The following is an 18,133-nucleotide window of genomic DNA, read 5'->3' on the forward strand; positions in this document are numbered from 1 at the left end:
AGGAGTGAGATGCCCTATAATGCATTAAGTGAATTACCAAAAGGGGTACAGAATGTCCTTCCAAAACATGCTCAAGAAATTTATAAAGAAGCTTTTAATAACGCTTGGGATGAGTATAAGGATGAATCAAAAAGAAGAACCGATGAAGATAGAGAAACAGTATCACATCAGGTAGCTTGGACAGCAGTTAAACAAAAGTATTACAAAGACCAACAAACTGGGAGTTGGTATAAAAAGTAACTTATTATCTAGGCCTTAAATAGTCGTTTTATAGAAAACCAATTTTTAGCATACATAATGATAACAAATATAGCCTACTAGTTATAAAGTAGTATTAACTGGAATAGCTTAAAATCAAACTATTCCTGTGGATTACGTGGTCAATTCTAACTGAATGATGTACTCTTTTTTAGCGAGTTAGCTATAGGTTTTTTGGTTTTGCGATAAACGTTCTTAATTGAAAAAATTTTTAGGAGTTTCAATCACATGATATAGGGAATATAAATCATATTTATTTTTTTTAATATCAAAAAAGTTTGTTTTTAAGTCTTTTAAATCATTTTCAACGTCGTCAAGTAAATAAAGACCATAATTAGAATTTAAATATAATAAATTATTATCTCTTGTTATGAAAAAAGCAACAGCGTGACCAGAGTTATCTCCTGTTAGTTCTAAAAGATATCCTCCTACATGTGAATTTGAGTATCTAGAATAAATTTCATTTAAAAATTTGGAAGGTTTATATACTTGATCTTCACTTATTTTGATTCTTTGTAGAAATTGTTCTTCTAAAATCGCATCAACATCAAAGTTTTTTTTCTGGAATTTCATTTGTAGAGTTTCTGATCTAACTAAGCTAATATGTACACCATCGCTTTTTAAAAAATAATTATTATTTACGATTGTCTCGTGAAAGAAAGTAACAACTGACCCGAAACAGACACCTTTTCTATCGGCGCCTAAGAAGGCATAACCTAAGTTAGATTTTATACGCTCATGTATTTTTTTTGCCATAGTACTTACCCACAAAGTAATTTTGTTTTTACTGAAGATTATTACGAGTAGCAATTTTATATTGTTTTATTCGTTGGTGTTAATATTTCTGTTAGAAAGTAACTGTCAAAATTTAACAAGCAGAATGAATTAAAGACAGATTTTAACAAGGGGAACGCACAAGAAAGTTCTATAAGTATAAAAAGTAAAATAGCTCATTTTTTTAAAAAAAACAGACGAAAAACATGATTTAAGTTATGAGAAAGAACGTTTATGCCTCTGCTATTTTTTTGTTTTTTTAGCAGCATCGTCAACAGCAGAGCCAGCTTTTTCAGCTGGGCCTCTTGGATCTAATGCCTCTTTAACGTTTTTAGCCCCTTTTTTAGTAGCTTCCCAAGCATCACTAGATTTATCACTAATAAATTCACCAGTATTTTTAGCCCCTTTTTTAGTAGCTTCCCAACCAGCACTAGATTTGTCACTGATAAATCCGCCAGTATTTTTAGCCCCCTGTTTAGTAGCTTCCCAGGCATCTCCAGTTTTTTCAGCTACATATTGGCCTGCATTATCCAATTTTTCACCTACAGCTGCTGCTGGTCCAGCTAAAGAAGTGGATATTAATAATGTAGATAATAGTAATAAAGGTATATTTTTCTTATTCATGATTTATCTCCTTTTGTTTAACACTATACACTGTAAATACTATAAAACTAAGTGTCAAATATTGTACGGCAAAAAATGGCCCTAAAGTTTTAGAAATATCTAGCAATAATATGTGTATATAATTATGTTTGTTTAAAGGGATAAACTAACAGTAAAGTAGGTTTAAATAATATTAGTATTTATTATCACTACTTAAATTCCAGCAAATACTTAAAAGTATAGTCGCTAGTACACAAGAGCTTATTAAAAAAATAAATACAGCGTTCCAGCCAAGGTACGTTGCTATAATCCCTATAACAGCTTGAGCTCCTACTGTTCCTAAAAAATATCCAAATAAACCTGTAAAACCAGCAGCTGTTCCACCAGCTTTCTTAGGCACTAAATCTAGAGCTAATATACCTATTAAAGCGACAGGGCCATATATAAGTACACCCATGGCAGATAGTGATAATAACAATATCCAAGCTGTATCACTATACCAGTAGATAAATAATACAGCTATAAATAAAATCATACAAATAACGCTCACTGGAGCCCTGCGGCTATTAAAGAATCTGTCTGTAATCCAACCAATAACTATAGTTCCGGGAATTGCAGGTAACAAGCCATATCTTGCACAATACACAAAGGCATTTGCTATAGCTATTAGCCATACCCATTTATTATTTAGTACATATTTAAAGAAAATCTCTTTGGCAGTGAATTCTTTTTCTTGATAGCTAGATTGGTTGACATAGCCTTTATAGACTTCTATAGCTGGTAGGCCTACAGATTGTGGAGTATCTGCACCAAATATTAGTATTAAAATAGCGATAGATATACACAAAATACCAGCAACGTAAAAAAGCCCATGCCAGTCATTATTAAATAAATATAGTCCTATAGGTACAACTGCAATTGCTAAAAAACCAGCTCCAACGTTATGAGCAGTATTCCAAATTCCCATTTTTGTACCACGTTCATGCGCGCAAAACCAATGTGTCATGATTCTAGCACAAGCTGGCCAGCCCATACCTTGAGCCCAGCCATTTACAAGCATGATTACAAACATTAGTAAAACACCTAAAGAAAGCACACTCGGAATGATTAGGTTCAATAGACCACTTATTAATAATCCTAGTGCAAGAAAGACTTTGGCATTACTTCTATCTGCTATGTTTCCCATGAGAAACTTACTTACTCCATAAGCTACGCCAAGTCCAGCTCCAATTAAACCTAGCTCATCTGGTGAAAGGGTAGTTATGTATTGTTTAGATACATCAAAACTGCTACGTCCAAAGTAGTATGTAAAGTAGCCAATATATGCCACAAGAAACATTCTTAAACGCCATTGGGGGTATTTAATAGCTATTTTTTTATCATCTAATAAAGGCAATGGCTTAGCAGGTTTTAAAAACTTCATTTTCTATTTTCTAACTCTAAAATATCTTCTTAGTTTAGGGTAAATTTATAGCTTAAACAATTATTTTTTTAACTTGTCAATAAAAAAATATTATATATTTTGCTAACAAATCTTAGTTATTTTGGATTTTAGTACGTAATATATGTGTTTATAAAAATAAGCGGATGTAATATATGCAAAAAAATAAAATTAACACGGTTAACGCCCCACGAGCGATAGGAGCCTATGAGCAAGCAATTGTTGCAGGAAATTTTGTTTATACTTCAGGACAGATAGGCTTAAAACCAGATGGTAATTTAATTAGTGAGTGTATAAAAGAGCAAACTACTCAAGTTATGAAAAACTTAAAAGCTATATTAGAAGCAGCTGGCTCATGTTTAGATAAACTAGTAAAAGTTACTATTTTTATAAAAGATATGAATGAGTTTAGTGTTATTAATGAGATTTATAGCTCATTTTTGGGTAGTAATTATCCAGCTCGATCATGTGTGGAAGTATCAAGACTACCAAAAGATGTAAAAATCGAGATCGAAACAATAGCTATGCTTTGATTTCTAGCTAGATATTTGTAACTTTATTAGTCTACTTTTGCTTAAGGAAATTTGTTAAAAATGAAAATATTTCGTCATTTATATACCCAGGTTCTAATTGGTATTTTTATAGGTGTGATATTAGGTATTTGTGCCCCAAATATAGCTGTTACTCTTAAACCATTGGCTGATGTTTTTATCAGGCTTATCAAGCTTATGATTACACCTATTATATTTCTAACTTTGGTTTCTGGTATTGCTGCTATGAAAGACCTAAAAGCAGTTGGTAAGATAGGGGGAGTAGCATTGCTATATTTTTTTACAGCAACGGTTGTTGCTTTAACAATAGGTATGGTTGTAGCTAATATATTTAAACCAGGTATTAGTTTAAATATAGATCCTAACTCTCTAAATATAAATAGTGCTAAAGCTTATATGGGTAATGTTGAACATGTTGAGGGTATGAAAGATTTTCTTATGAATATCATACCTAACTCTTTTGTTGGAGCATTTAGTAATGGTGATATTCTTCAGGTTTTATTTGTGTCTATATTGTTTGCAGCTGGTCTTATACTTTATGGAGATAAAGGACAACCAATCTTAGAAGGTATCCAATCTTTATCAAAGGTATTTTTTAAAATGATTCATATTGTCATGCATTATTCACCAATAGCGGCTTTTGCAGCTATGGGCTATACTGTAGGGATGTATGGAGCTAGTACATTGCTTGGGCTATTAGGCTTATTGCTGTGTTTTTATATTACTTGTTTATTGTTTTTATTGGTATTTTTGGGCTTAATATTGCGGCTTTACTGTAAAATTAGTGTATTTAAGTTGTTAAATTACATAAAGACAGAAATTTTTATAGTCTTAGGTACATCATCATCTGAATCTGTGCTACCTAACCTAATGGAAAAATTAGAACAGGTAGGGTGTGATAAAGCGATAGTAAGTTTAGTTGTTCCTACTGGATATTCGTTTAACCTTGATGGTACAGCTATATACCTTTCATTAGCAGCTATTTTCATAGCACAAGCTTTAGGTGTGGATCTTACATTACAGCAACAGATATTTATGTTAGTAATTATGATTATTAGCTCTAAAGGAGCAGCAGGTGTGACTGGTAGTGGTTTTATAATACTAGCAACAACTTTAAGCGCTTTAGGAGTTGTGCCTGTAGCTGGTATAGTGATTATATTAGGTATAGATAGATTTATGTCAGAAGGCCGATCTATTACCAATATGATAGGGAATGCTGTGGGTACTATTATAATTTCAAATTGGCAAGGCAAGCTTGATGTTAATCAAGCGAGGTTAGTTTTAAAAGCTAGATTGTAGTCTGAAAGTTTCGAATTAGTTGATAATGAGTATTTTTATAGCTTAACCACCTTATCAAAAGTTTCTAATAGCTTAATATTATGGGTGATAAAAATAACAGTCTTATTTTCCATTAGTTTACATAAGTTATTAAAAACAACTCTTTCAGTTTCTTTATCTAATCCTTCAGTTGGCTCGTCTAGAATTAATATAGGCTTATCTTGTAAAAAAGCTCGTGCTAAGGCAAGGCGTTTTTGTTGGCCTCCTGAAAGATGCTTGCCAAGTTCGCCTGTCCAAGTGTCTAAACCTTTAGGTAAAGATTTTACATAATCAGCTAATAAAACGTCTTCCAAAGCTTGGTAAAGTTCATCATCTGTAGCGTTATCCTTCGCTAATAGTAAGTTTTCTCTAATCGTAGTGTTAAAGATATGTGGAGATTGATTTATAATAGTCATTAGGTTTCTTAGCTGATTTTCACTAAATTCTCGGATATTTGTGCCGCCTACAGATATACCACCTTGCTTGACATCCCAGAACCTTGCTAGAAGATTTATAAGAGTAGATTTACCACTACCTGTTGGAGCCAGTAAAGCTATCTTTTCACCAGTTTTTACCTCAAGTGAAAAATTGTTAAATACTAGTTGGTTATCAATATAGCCGAATGACACTTGATCAAATTTTATATTATAGTTGCTTATAGGCTTGTATTCACCTAAATAGTTAATATCAGGCTTAGAGTTTGTAATATTTAAAATCCTTCTAGCTGCAGATAGGGTTTTACCAAGATATTGGTATGCAAGTGGTAAAGGCATAATTGCTTCAAACATCGCCATAATAGCTAAAAATATTAGAGCAATAAAAGCTCCGTTTATTGAACCTTCATTTGTTAGTTTAACTGCAAATATCGTCACCATGACTATAATTAAACCAAGAGCTAAAGTCATAAGAGCACTACCAAAACCGCTAATAATACTTAGCTTAGCTTCTTGTTGTAATAACTCTAGGTTATGTTGTTTTATCTTCTCAAAATGTTTATTTCCTAAGTCAAATATTTTTAGTTCAGTAAGAGAGTTAATATGCTCAACTATATCAATTTTTAATTCACCACTTTTGTTATTTAAAGAGAGTGATTTCTTAAAAGCTAAAACACTATTAAATAAAGGTATTACAAAGCCAGTAAATAATAAAGCTAAGGTTGTAAAAATAGCTAATGTGAAACTGAAAAAGCTAAATAATACCGCTATAACCAGAGTTGCTAACACAAAAACAACGGTCGGTGAAAGTATACGGATATATAAATTATCTAAAGCTGCAATATCGTTTACTAACCTAGTCAGTAGATCGCCACTTTTATATTTGTATAAATGTGATGGTGCAAGGGGTTCAAGCTTTTGGTAAAACCACACGCGTATGTCTGTGATAATTTTAAAGGTAGCCTCATGAGTAAGTATCCTTTCACCATATCTACTAACAATTCTACCTAAAGAAAATGTTCTCACTCCAGCAGAAGGGTAAAAGTAATTAAATGAAGTGGCTATAGCATAAGCTGTTGTAGCTAGGTACCCTGTATATGATATAAACCAGCCTGATAACGACATAAGTCCAACACCCATTAGTATAGCTGACCATGCTAATAAGGTTCCTAAAAGCATCCATTTAGATTGGTTTTTAAAGAGTTTTATAAAAGGTATTAGGTCTCTCATACAGTCACCTCATTTTTATAAAAGTTGTAAAACTCTCCACTTTCTTTTTCAATTAATTCTTTAAAGCTACCTTGCTGAACAAGTTTGCCATTATCTAATACGTAAATTAGGTCTACACACTCAAGAAAGCTTAATTTATGAGTTAGCATAATAACTGTTTTATCTTGCCAATTAGATTTAAGTGACTCTATAACTTTAGTTTCAGTTTCTTTATCTAGACTGGCTGTTGGCTCATCAAGTATCAGTAAATTATGTGGTTTTAGGTAAGCTCTTGCTAGTGCTAATCTTTGAGCTTGTCCACCTGATATACCAAAGTTTTGCTCACCTATTTGAGTGTCAAGTTTATTGGGTAGTGATTGTATAAAATTGCTTAAACTTGCTTGCTCTATAATTTTGGCTAACCCTTTATCCGAAGCGATGTTATTTGCAAGAATTAGATTATCTTTGATTGAGCCTTTAAATAAGGAGGCATTTTGACCTAGCCAAGAAATATTTCTAAGCCAAGATTTTTCTTGTATTTTTTTAAGCTCTATAGAATCATTAATAATTATATTTCCCTGGTATCCTATAAAGCCAAGGATTGTGTTGATAAGCGTGGTCTTACCAGCACCGCTAGCTCCAACTATAGCGATTTTTTGTTTATTTTGTATTTCTAAAGATACATTATTAATAGCGATTCTATCACCGTATTTTACTGTCAAATTTTGTATATCGATAGTTTTTATAGTATCTACTAGCTCTATATCTTTAGTTTGAGAGTGTGGCTGCATATCAAATATTTTTGCTATCTCTATAGCTGCTCCCACAGCTTCGGCTTTTGCATGATAATGAGTGCTTAGTTCACGTAAAGGCATAAAAAATTCAGGAGCAAGCAAAAGTATAAATAAAGCACCTTGAAGGTTTAAATTATGCAAAGACCACCAGATATTATTCCCAGCTCCAGCATTTATAAAACCCATACCTAAATATATTGCTACCAGTGCTATTGAAGCAGCTGCAAATAGTTCTAAAACAGCAGACGATAAAAAGGCAATCTTTAAGACTTTCATAGTGCGGATTCTATAGTTATCCGAAGCTTGGAAGATCTTGTCACTTTGAGATTTACTTTTATTAAAAAGTTTTAAAGTTGTTAAGCCTTTTAAAGTATCTAAAAATGTTAGACTCATACGGGTTAAACTTTTAAAGTGCTTTTGGCTTTCAGACTCAGCACCTAGACCAACGATTATCATGAATAACGGTATCAAAGGAGCACAAATTAATAAGATAATTCCAGCTACAAAGCTTTGTGGGAATACAAAAGCTAAAATAGCTAATGGTAATAGACCAGACAAAGTTACCTGAGGTAAAAATTTAGTTAAAAAGCCTGTTAATCCTTCGACTTGTTCCATAGCACTACTTATAATATTAGCATTTGATGTTTGACTAATACCAATAGGTCCAAGTTTATTAATATGAGTCATGATATCCTCACGGAGCTGTTTTTTTACTATAACGGCAGCTTTGTAGCTTACTATTTCACGTAACCAGCTTAAACTAGCTCTAAAAATTACTATTATTATTATGGCAAAAAAATACATCTTCAACTGATCAAAAGACTGTTTTTGTAGATAAGCATCATATGAAATATGGGCTAATAGGTAGAGTTGTCCGATAAGTAGTAAACCACTAACAAAACTAACTATTACAGTTAATTGTATCCATAGTTTTGCTGGTAAAGATATTTCATTTAACCATTTGCGAGCTGATTTCTTATCTTGTTTTGATACTTCTGAGCTTTGCATAAGATTTTAAAAATATTTGTAGTAAAAAAGATATGAGTAATATTATATAGTATTTAAGTTTTATGAACCCTAGAAAGTGTTTATTTTTTTATTGGGTAGAGTGATTGGTTTCGCTACTTACTACGTAAGTTATAGCGACATACTTTTTTCATTGCAAAAAAAGTATGCAAAAATGCTAGCACATGCTATCGCTTAGTTGTACGCCATTGGCAACTACAAAACTCACGGTGCTCAAACAGTTTTAGTTGCTATTTCAATGGCTTAACAACTGCTAAACGCCAATGTGCTTTAAAAAATACAAGTGTAAATGCAAAAGTTTGTAACTTGTTTATTATGTACAGGGGTTTGTACTAATTAGTATACTTTTCATTTTTAAGAATTCCTTTGATTACAAATATCAACTATATTAGTATAGCTATTAGTTATTTAGTTTGTTAACTACATAAAAAAGGAAACAAAATATGAAAAAACTAGTATTGTTAATAACAATATTTATATCTCTAGGATACGCTTTACCAGCACTAGCGGACACTAAGACAATACCTGAAGTCCAAGTATCATCCGATGAGAGTTTTTTAGATAGTTCAAAGCATGTTTTGCAAACTACTGTTAGCGCTACTGGGCATGGTATTATAAATGTTGTTAAGTTCCTTGGTAATGGTATTTACAGCGTCATAAAAGCTATAGGAGATGGAACATATGATATTATGGCTGTTATAGCAAATAATCTTGATGATGGCCAGATAGCAATGGCAGAAAGTTTAGGTAATATGGCAGATGGATCTACAAACTGCGTTAGTAAGCTAACAGCAGATAATGATTGCTAAATAATACTAAAACCTAATTATTTAAAGCGTTATACTAGCCATAGTATCCTTTTATTCTAAACGCGAGAGGTTTTAGGTTTATAATGAAAAATAAATTTAAAAAATTAAGAAATAAACGAATCATTTCTTTTATAGTTTCTGTCGTATTAATTTTAATACTACTTTTTATCCCTAATCTTGAAAGTAAATCCGTTGATCAAGCTAAACATGCTGTTGATAAAGCAGTTAATGACGTTTCTAAAAAGCTCAATGATGTTGCACAAGAGAGTAATAATAAGCTTCAACCTGATAAGTAAGCTTTTTATTTAGTATGTTTATATTTTTATGAAGATAGTAGGGTTAATTTTGAGTTTTGTAACCACTTGATATAATAGATGTATATTCCAATATGTCATAGATAAACTAGAAGCTACTGCTAGGCCGTATACCCCCCAGATTTCTGTAAATATAATTCCTAAAACTATATTTATAAGTAAAGCGATATAAAAAGCTATACAAGTCTTTTTCTCATATCCTGCCATATTTAGAATAGTTGCGACACAACCGGATAATATATTTATAATTTGTCCAACCATCAAGATAGAGAAGATATAATAAGAAACAGTGTATTGCTCTCCATATAATAATGTAATAGGATAACCACACACTAAAAGCCCTGCGATAGCAAAAATTGATAAAAAGAAAATAATTTTTGTGTAAGATGTCACACGTTTTTGAAACTCTATAAGAGAACAGTTTTTATAGTCATCAGCAATTTGTGAGAGGACATTTGAGTTTACAGCGTTTAGCACAAAACTTACCAAAGCACTTAACTGTAATGCCACACCAAACAAAGCTATACTTTTGGTATCTGATATTCCTTTTAATATCAAAATATCTATTTGAGATAGAAGTAAAAGTCCCCACTGCATAAGTGCAAACGATAAGTTACTGCCACTAGGCTTAGAACTTTTAAAGGAGTATTTTTTAAGCTGGCTTAGCCATATTAGAGTTATGTATATAAGCATAATAGCAGCCATACTAGCGACTAAAGTTATAGTACTGTTTAAATACCAAACAATAAAAAAAACAGTTATAAACAACATAATAACACGCAAACCAAGCTGTAGTAGGTTTGCTAAAACTACAATCCTCTTTGCAACAAAAAAAGATTGTAAAATATTAGCTACAAAAAATGGGATTGCAAAAAAAAGTGCAAATATCTCAATATAGTTAACCGAACCTCTAAAGTAACTATAAAAAAATATTAGTAAAAGAGTAGCAAAGATAATTGATATACCTCTTTTAAAATACCAGTTTTGTACTAGAAAGGTTTCTTTATCTCTTTGATAGTCAAATAGATTAGATTTACCCCACGTACGTGCTAGTATTCCACCAGCTCCCATAGTTGCTATTACAGCTAAAATTGTTGCGACTGTTACACCAAATATGTAGTAACCATATTCGTTAATATCAAGATGCCTAGCTAAAAGTATAGCAGTAATAAAAGCACAACCTTGACCAAGTGCTTGAACAAACATAGTCAACAAAGATTTTGACAGTATATGATTAGAAAAAATTCGTTTTAGCAAGGATATATCTAAGTTTCAATTGGTTTAGTAAAGATTTTAACAGTAATATTTAAATAATATAAGTGAGAAAATAGTAATTGTGGTAGTTGCGTAAAAATGCAATTAATAAAAATTATAAATTAACATATTTTTTTATTGAAATAACTTTACTTTATTTTTTATTTATATTATTATTTATTGTGTATTAAATTAATTGTATGAATTTTTATGTTGGTGTATAATAAAATATTAAGTATGGTCGTTTTATCCAGTGTAGTTATACTAGCTGGTTGCACAAATCCTAGTGATAACAATGATGCTTTATTACAGAACTCTCTTTTAAAGTCAGCAGCAGGGCAGGTCTATCAATTTGTGAGTATAAGTAATACAGCTATTCCTGGATTTGAGAACAGCAGTAGTGGAAGTCCTTATACACAAGTTACTGTAACTTACTCAGGTGGTGCTGAAGCAGCACGTGCTGCTAAATGTTCCCTACTTGCTGCTGATTTGAGCACAATAACTTCAGGTCTCACTGCTACAACAGTTTCATTTGATACTGGTGGTGATTCTGCATTGGGGGGATTAGATTGTGGCGCCGCTAATCAAGGTAATTATTCAGCAGATATTACAATATCATTTATAGCTGGTGGAGTTAGCTACACAGCAACTACTACACTCGAAGCTAAAGTTGGTCCACCAGCGTAAACGCAAATTTTTTGGCTTTTATCTGATATTTAAGAGATCGATTTGTCGAGCACGAAGATGACAGCTTTATTAACCATAGAATACCCGTCTGGCAGGTATGACTTTAGTTTTTATAAGCATCTAGAGCTAAAGCAAGAGAGCCTTTAACACCAGTATTATCTCCAAACGATGCTGGTACAATAAACTCAGACATATTTTTTAAGGCAGGGTAGTCAAGGTAGTTATTTAGATATCTAACAACATTTTCACGTATCATATCAAACAATATAGTCTTATGCATTACGCCACCACCTAGGATAACCTTCTCAGGAGAGAATGCATAAATATAGTTTACAATAGCTTTTGCTAAGTATTCAGCTTCAAATATCCAAGCTTCATGATCATCTGGTATTACCCCAGCTGAGGTGACATTATACCTTTGTTTTAGTGCTGTCCCAGATGCTAGACCTTCTAGGCAATTACCATGAAAGGGACAAGAACCTTTAAAATTATCTTTAGGGTTTTGAGATATAAATATATGACCAATTTCAGGGTGCATTGCACCTTGTACAAGCTTTTTATTACAAATGATACCACCACCAATGCCAGTACCAATTGTTAGATATAGAAGGTTGTTGACATCCTTACCAGCTCCCCAAAGTTGCTCACAAATTGCTGCCGCATTAACATCTGTGTTAAATCCAATAGAGCCACTGTAGTTAGATTTAATTGAACTAAGGATATCAAAATTTTTCCATGATGTTTTTGGTGTGTTTGTTATATAACCATAAGTTTTTGACTTAGTGTTAATATCAATTGGACCAAAGCATGCTAGCCCTACAGCTTTTATGTTATATTTAGTTTGGTAACTTCTAAAAACTTCCAAAACCTCAGCCATGGTCTGCTCAGGAGTTGTAGTATTGGTGCGGTGACGTTCTATAACATTACCTTGTATATCACCTACAGTGGTAAAAAACTTAGTGCCACCAGCTTCAATCCCTAATAAATACATACAACGACTCGCTTTTTTAGAAAAATTTATGCTAATAATTTTAACACTCTTTAGAGTTTAGTTTTTGTAAAAGGTTTATCCTTTTAGATTTTTCTACTGTTATAAGCTTTAATACCTTTTTCTAGAAGTTCTAAAGCTCTTTTTAGTGCTTTTTCTTCAAGAATATATGCTATTCTGATTTCATCTTTACCAAGACCTTTAGTGGCATAAAAATCAGCAGCTGGAGAAAACATAACTGTTTCTTTGTTATCTTCAAAATCAGTTAACATCCATAGAGCAAATTTTTCAGTATCATCAATAGGAAGTTTTGCAATCACATAAAAAGCGCCTGTAGGCTTTTCACAGATTACTTCTTCCATTTTTGACAAAGCGGTATATGTTATATCTCTTCTTTTCATATACTCTTGATTTACTTCTTTTAGATACTGCTCATCCACTTCATAAAGAGCAGCTGCACCAATTTGTTCTAAAGTTGCTACGCATAATCTGGATTGACATAGTTTGATGGTTTGTTTTATAAACTCTTTATTTTTGGAGCAAATTGAGCCAATTCTAGCGCCACAAGCACTATAGCGTTTAGATACCGAATCAACTATTATTACTCTATCTTCAACACCTTTGATATTGCCAAATGAAGTACAAGTTAAACCATCGTAAGTAAATTCACGATATACTTCGTCACTTATTATAAATAAGTCTTTTTCTTTAGCAACTTCAGCAAGTAGCTCTAATTCTTCCTTGGAGTATACAACGCCTGTAGGGTTACCTGGATTAGATAACATAATAGCTTTTGTTTTGCTAGTTACACAAGCTAAAATCTCTTCTTTATTGGGTAGATGAAAACCTTCTTCGGCTTTGGTGGTAATAGGCTTTATAACTACATCAACAGCCATAGTAAAACCATTATAGTTTGTATAAAATGGTTCTGGTACTAGTATTTCATCACCAGCATTACAAGTAGCAATAGCTGCAAAGATAAGAGCTTCAGATCCACCATTAGTTATCAAGATTTCATCTTCAGCGAAGTCTATATCAAACCTTTTATAGTATTTTGAAATTGCTTTTATCAAACTCGGCTCACCTGTTGATACTGAATATGCTATAGTTTCTTGGTTAAAGTTTCTAATTGCATCCATAAACTCATTAGGAGTTTTTATATCAGGTTGACCAATATTTAGATGGTAAACTTTTTTCCCAGCTTTCTCTGCTTGTTGAGCATACGGCACTAATTTACGCACAGGAGAAGCTTGCATAGCTTGAACTCTTCTTGATAATTGCATTTTAAAATTCCTTTCAATTTTGTATCATACATATTTATTGGTCGGGGAAATTATAATATATTTTTTATAAGTAAAAAATACTTAATTTACTGGAAGGTAAGTGATTTAAATACTTGTAATCTTCTGTGAAAAAGTGTATAAAATAAATAATTAAACAAATTTTATTTATAGTATCCTTAGTTTATACATTTATAAATCAACCAATTTTTTAACATAATGATTTTTGATAAACAATTAGAGAAAAAAACCTTAGAAACCAATTTTATTATAGCGATTGGCTACGCTTTTTTTAGTATAATAATAGTCTATTTTGCACAATCATTAACGGTTTTATTAGATACAAGCTACTCAGTTATTTCTATTTTGATTTATGCTATTTCGATATATGTTTTAAGAAAACTTAATCAACCGGCAAATAAACGTTATAACTATGGGTATTATCGTTTAGAGCCAGTATTTATAATTCTAGAATCTTGGTTTGTGCTATTAGTGGCACTTAGTGTGATTTTGATGGCTATATTTAATATGTTTACTCACACGATTAAACCAAACTATGGTGTAGCACTGTTGTCAGAAATGGTAGGTACAGCGTTATGCGTTTATATGTTTTTCTTTGTTAATAAAAGAGCTAACCAAACAGGGTCAAAGATTTTACTTACTGATGCCCAAATGTGGAAAGCTGATGCTTTATTAGGCTTGGGAGTTATCTTTAATATAACGATAGGGTTTGTTTTAGAAAAATCAGGATTTGATAAATTAGCAGTTTACGTTGATCCAATAGTAGCAATTTTGATCGGGTTTTATATTGTGATTAATCCTATTAGGCTTATCAAAGAAGCATACCAACATTTATTAGATGCTGCACCTTCTTCTGAGCTTAGGAAACAGATTTTTAAAGTAGCAAGGGTAGTAGCAAGTGAAGGTTATAATTTACCAATAAATAATATTAAAATAACACAGTCAGGACGTTTTATATTTGTTGATTTATATTTAGATTTACCTAAGATTGTTGATACTCAAAAAATACTGCAATTTAAAACTAGATTACAGCGTGAATATGAAAGAGCATTGCCACAGAATAAACTAAAGATTTCTATAAGCCTTTAGTTTACGAAGTTAATATAACCTAAATTATATGACTTTAATGGTATTAAACTGTGCTTTTTAGAATATTTTTGTCTTGTTATCACTCGTCTAATTCCAGCTAATAGCAGTCTCTTTATTATAGTAATTTTATAGATGTGACTGTATTGTATAAATCTACAAGAACAGATATATTTATCTAGGTTAGAACTAATTTAATTAATTTTTATGTTATTACATTTATCAATAAAAAATTTTGCGATTATAAAGTCTACTGATATTGATTTTAGAAAAGGTATGACTGTGCTCACAGGTGAAACAGGCGCTGGTAAATCAATCCTACTTGATGCACTTAGTTTTGTATTAGGAGCAAGGTTAGAAAAGAATTTTTTACAGGATAATGAAATCACAGAAGTCTCTGCTACTTTCTGCATCAAGGAGAACCAAAAAGTAAAAAAAATGTTTGAAGAGCTGTTTATTGAAAATGAAAATGATGAGTGTACATTTCGCAGAGTGGTCAATAAATCTAAGCAAAGCCGACTTTTTATCAATGGTAGTGTTGCAAAAGCTAGTGATGTAAAAAAAATATCAGATAAACTGATAAATATATATAGCCAAAATTCTCATCAGGATTTACTTGATCCAAAGTCCCAATTAAGTTTACTAGATAGTTTTGCTAATAATGATGAGCTTGTTGGTAAAGTTTCAAAAGCTTATTATAACCTACAAAAAACTGATTTACAGATTAGAGAGTTAAAAGAGGTTGTAAATAGCCAAAATAGCCAAAGAGAATTATTAGAATATAAGCTTAGAGAACTTATTTCTTTAGAGTTAGCGGAAAATGAGTTTGAAGAACTGTCACAACGCCAAAAGAACTTATCTAATGTAGATCAAATAAACTATAGTTTAAGCTATATCACTAGTGCTTTGTATGATAATGACCAAAATATTATAGCAATGTTAGCGGAGCTTGAAAAAGAGGTTGGTAAACTAGAAAGTGAAGGTTTTTCAAACTTACAAGAGCTAATATCACAAACAAAAGTATACGCTCAAGAAAGTTATGAGGAAGCACAAAATAAACTAGAATCTTTAGAACAAAACCCTGAAGAGTTAGCTAAAGTAGAGCAAAGAATGAGTGAAATCTATGATCTTGCACGTAAGCACAAGGTAGAACCTAGTTATCTATATGAGTATATTGTAGAATTACAAACAGAATTAGATAACTTTTCACAAGAAAACAGCAAACTAGAATCACTAATCATAGAAAGGCAAAAACTCGAGGAAGTATATAACGAGTGTGCAAAAAACCTAACTCAAGCTCGCCATAGAGCAGCCAAAATTTTCTCAATACAAGTCGAGAAAAATATTCGTTCTTTGAATATCCCTAAAGGTAGTTTTGTAGTTGAATTATCCTCTAGTGAAAATAAAACTTCAAAGGGACTAGATACATGTGAGTTTAAAATAAATTTTAACCTTGGTGAGCAACTTGCTGCTGTCAAAAAAGTAGCTTCAGGTGGTGAATTAAGCCGTATTGGACTATCAATACAAGCAGTATCGGCTGCAAAAAGATCATATCCAACTTTAGTGTTTGATGAGGTTGACGTTGGTATTTCAGGAGCTACAGCTGAAATAGTCGGCAGACTTCTTAAAAAATTATCAGAAAAATTACAGGTTTTGTGTATAACGCATCAAGCCCAAGTAGCAGCTCAAGGTGATACGCATTTACATGTTAATAAAAAGTATCTTAAAGACGCTACAGAATCGAAAATTATAGAGCTAACAGTAGACCAAAGAGTGCAAGAAATAGCAAAGATAGTTGGTGGTGTAGATATATCAGAAAATACTTTAAAGCATGCTAAAGAGTTATTAGGATTTTAAAACATTTCTGAGCTTGTATAGATTTTTAGTACCTAAAGCAAGAGTTAAGCCAACCTCTGACTTGGTTTCAAATAGCGCAAAGCAATTAATTGGAGCTAAACAAATTTGGGACTTTCCAAATAAATGTGTAAATTCTTAATTAACCTGCTAGATTATTTCTAGCGAAATATTAAGGATAGAAACAATGTCTAAGAATAAGAAGTCAGAAGATATTTACACAGCTATTGCAGATCAAATAATAGATTCAGGTGTTGATATTAATCAAATGTTTGAGAAAGATGGTTTGCTAAAGCAACTAACAAAACGATTATTAGAAAAAGCACTAGATGCAGAAATGAATAGTCATCTTGGTTATTCAAAACACCAAAGGACTAATTCATCAAATGCTAGGAATGGCTATAGTAACAAGACATTAGCTACAGACACAGGTAATTTGGAAATATCAGTTCCACGAGATAGAGATAGTGACTTTGAACCTCAAATAGTTCCCAAAAGAGTCACCAAGATAAACGGCTTAGACCAAAAAATTATATCTTTGTATGCTAAAGGTATGAGTACTACAGATATCCAACAACAGTTATTTGAGTTATATGATACAAAGATAAGTACAAGCTTTATAAGTGATGTTACAGAAGCTATTATTGATGATGTTAAAGCATGGCAAAATAGACCTTTAGAGTCAGTTTATCCAATAGTGTTTTTTGACTGTATAGTCGTTAAAGTTAGAGAAGACAAGCATATTATTAATAAAGCTGTGTATGTGGCTCTTGGCATATCGTTAACTGGTCATAAGGATGTATTAGGTCTTTGGATCAGTCAAAATGAAGGTGCTAAATATTGGCTTAGTGTTTTTACTGAATTAAAGAATAGAGGCTTACAGGATATATTTATAGCATGTACTGATAATTTAAAAGGCATGTCTGATGCTATACAAGCTATATACCCTGAGACAAAGCATCAGCTTTGTATCGTTCATCAAATTCGTAATAGTCTTAAGTATGTGCCATATAAAGACAAGAAAGAGGTAGCTAGAGAGTTAAAGAAAATATATGATGCTGATACCATTGCAATAGCTCAATCTGAGCTTGATAACTTTGCAAATAAATATGATACTAAATATCCTTTAATTTCAAAGTCATGGATAAATAATTGGGATAATTTAACTGTATTCTTGCAATATCCTCCAAAAATTCGTAAAGTTATTTACACTACTAATGCGATTGAATCGCTTAATAGCCAGTTTAGGAAAGTCATTAAGAATAAAAAGCTATTTCCTAAAGATGACTCTGTTTTCAAATCTTTGTACTTGGCTATAGATTATTTGACTAAAAAATGGTCTATGCCTGTTAAATATTGGAATGAGGCTATGCCTTATTTCGCTATCGAGTTTGAGCATAGAATTCAGAGATTCATGTAAGTGAATTTACACA

General features: G+C 31.9%; 17 protein-coding genes. 9 read left to right on the forward strand and 8 right to left on the reverse strand.

Translation table 11 applies throughout. The features are described 5' to 3' along the window. The first annotated feature begins 9 nt into the window (after window positions 1-9). Complete coding sequence (locus E3E15_RS02245; protein ID WP_172106429.1) at window positions 10-240, forward strand: ChaB family protein; 231 nt, start codon at window positions 10-12, stop codon at window positions 238-240. 213 nt (window positions 241-453) lie between these two features. Here the strand turns inward: E3E15_RS02245 and E3E15_RS02250 are convergent, their stop codons facing one another. The 3 genes from E3E15_RS02250 to E3E15_RS02260 form a co-directional block, all read right to left on the reverse strand. Then, window positions 454-1,014: a hypothetical protein gene (locus E3E15_RS02250; RefSeq protein ID WP_172106430.1), complete on the reverse strand. Its 561-nt coding sequence runs from the start codon at window positions 1,012-1,014 to the stop codon at window positions 454-456. A 261-nt stretch (window positions 1,015-1,275) separates the two neighbouring features. Next, the gene (locus tag E3E15_RS02255; RefSeq protein WP_172106431.1) at window positions 1,276-1,656 is read right to left on the reverse strand and encodes a hypothetical protein; all 381 of its coding nucleotides are present in this window, start codon (window positions 1,654-1,656) and stop codon (window positions 1,276-1,278) included. A 172-nt stretch (window positions 1,657-1,828) separates the two neighbouring features. Next, a complete protein-coding gene (locus tag E3E15_RS02260) occupies window positions 1,829-3,058 on the reverse strand; it encodes an MFS transporter (RefSeq protein WP_172106432.1) in 1,230 nt (409 codons plus the stop codon). Window positions 3,059-3,231: 173 nt separating this feature from the next. Between E3E15_RS02260 and E3E15_RS02265 the strand changes: the two genes are divergently transcribed. Both E3E15_RS02265 and dctA read left to right on the forward strand, forming a co-directional pair. Further along, window positions 3,232-3,609, forward strand: coding sequence for a RidA family protein (locus E3E15_RS02265; protein ID WP_172106433.1), 378 nt, complete (start codon window positions 3,232-3,234; stop codon window positions 3,607-3,609). A gap of 60 nt (window positions 3,610-3,669) precedes the next feature. Beyond that, the gene (gene dctA / locus E3E15_RS02270) at window positions 3,670-4,926 is read left to right on the forward strand and encodes a C4-dicarboxylate transporter DctA (RefSeq protein WP_172106434.1); all 1,257 of its coding nucleotides are present in this window, start codon (window positions 3,670-3,672) and stop codon (window positions 4,924-4,926) included. 35 nt (window positions 4,927-4,961) lie between these two features. Here the strand turns inward: dctA and cydC are convergent, their stop codons facing one another. Together cydC and cydD are read right to left on the reverse strand one after the other, a co-directional pair. After that, a complete protein-coding gene (gene cydC, locus E3E15_RS02275) occupies window positions 4,962-6,608 on the reverse strand; it encodes a heme ABC transporter ATP-binding protein/permease CydC (protein ID WP_172106435.1) in 1,647 nt (548 codons plus the stop codon). Continuing rightward, window positions 6,605-8,389, reverse strand: coding sequence for a heme ABC transporter permease/ATP-binding protein CydD (gene cydD, locus E3E15_RS02280; protein WP_172106436.1), 1,785 nt, complete (start codon window positions 8,387-8,389; stop codon window positions 6,605-6,607). Before cydD ends, cydC begins: the two co-directional genes overlap by 4 nt. A 461-nt stretch (window positions 8,390-8,850) precedes the next feature. On the opposite strand from cydD, the gene E3E15_RS02285 reads away from it, so the two are divergent. Beyond that, window positions 8,851-9,216, forward strand: a complete 366-nt coding sequence (locus tag E3E15_RS02285) for a hypothetical protein (protein ID WP_172106437.1) — start codon at window positions 8,851-8,853, stop codon at window positions 9,214-9,216. Window positions 9,217-9,299: 83 nt separating this feature from the next. Continuing rightward, complete coding sequence (locus tag E3E15_RS02290; protein WP_035721606.1) at window positions 9,300-9,512, forward strand: hypothetical protein; 213 nt, start codon at window positions 9,300-9,302, stop codon at window positions 9,510-9,512. A gap of 18 nt (window positions 9,513-9,530) precedes the next feature. On the opposite strand, the gene E3E15_RS02295 is transcribed toward E3E15_RS02290, so the two are convergent. Beyond that, window positions 9,531-10,787, reverse strand: coding sequence for a lipopolysaccharide biosynthesis protein (locus E3E15_RS02295; RefSeq protein ID WP_035721609.1), 1,257 nt, complete (start codon window positions 10,785-10,787; stop codon window positions 9,531-9,533). A 234-nt stretch (window positions 10,788-11,021) separates the two neighbouring features. Here E3E15_RS02295 and E3E15_RS02300 point away from each other — a divergent pair, with 234 nt between their 5' ends. Beyond that, window positions 11,022-11,471, forward strand: coding sequence for a hypothetical protein (locus tag E3E15_RS02300; RefSeq protein WP_035721612.1), 450 nt, complete (start codon window positions 11,022-11,024; stop codon window positions 11,469-11,471). A gap of 103 nt (window positions 11,472-11,574) precedes the next feature. On the opposite strand, the gene E3E15_RS02305 is transcribed toward E3E15_RS02300, so the two are convergent. Both E3E15_RS02305 and E3E15_RS02310 read right to left on the reverse strand, forming a co-directional pair. Beyond that, window positions 11,575-12,462: an ROK family protein gene (locus E3E15_RS02305; protein WP_172106438.1), complete on the reverse strand. Its 888-nt coding sequence runs from the start codon at window positions 12,460-12,462 to the stop codon at window positions 11,575-11,577. Window positions 12,463-12,545: 83 nt separating this feature from the next. Continuing rightward, entirely contained in the window at window positions 12,546-13,742 is a 1,197-nt protein-coding gene (locus tag E3E15_RS02310) for a pyridoxal phosphate-dependent aminotransferase (protein ID WP_035721617.1), read from the reverse strand. A 216-nt stretch (window positions 13,743-13,958) separates the two neighbouring features. Between E3E15_RS02310 and E3E15_RS02315 the strand changes: the two genes are divergently transcribed. The 3 genes from E3E15_RS02315 to E3E15_RS02325 all read left to right on the forward strand — a co-directional run bounded on the left by E3E15_RS02315 (window position 13,959) and on the right by E3E15_RS02325 (window position 18,120). Further along, the gene (locus E3E15_RS02315) at window positions 13,959-14,849 is read left to right on the forward strand and encodes a cation diffusion facilitator family transporter (RefSeq protein ID WP_035721618.1); all 891 of its coding nucleotides are present in this window, start codon (window positions 13,959-13,961) and stop codon (window positions 14,847-14,849) included. 204 nt (window positions 14,850-15,053) lie between these two features. Continuing rightward, entirely contained in the window at window positions 15,054-16,703 is a 1,650-nt protein-coding gene (gene recN / locus E3E15_RS02320; RefSeq protein WP_172106439.1) for a DNA repair protein RecN, read from the forward strand. 184 nt (window positions 16,704-16,887) lie between these two features. Next, a complete protein-coding gene (locus tag E3E15_RS02325) occupies window positions 16,888-18,120 on the forward strand; it encodes an IS256 family transposase (protein WP_172106156.1) in 1,233 nt (410 codons plus the stop codon). Window positions 18,121-18,133 lie beyond the last annotated feature (13 nt).

The sequence above is a fragment of the Allofrancisella frigidaquae genome (assembly GCF_012222825.1).
In the GTDB taxonomy this organism is placed as follows: Bacteria; Pseudomonadota; Gammaproteobacteria; order Francisellales; family Francisellaceae; genus Francisella; species Francisella frigidaquae.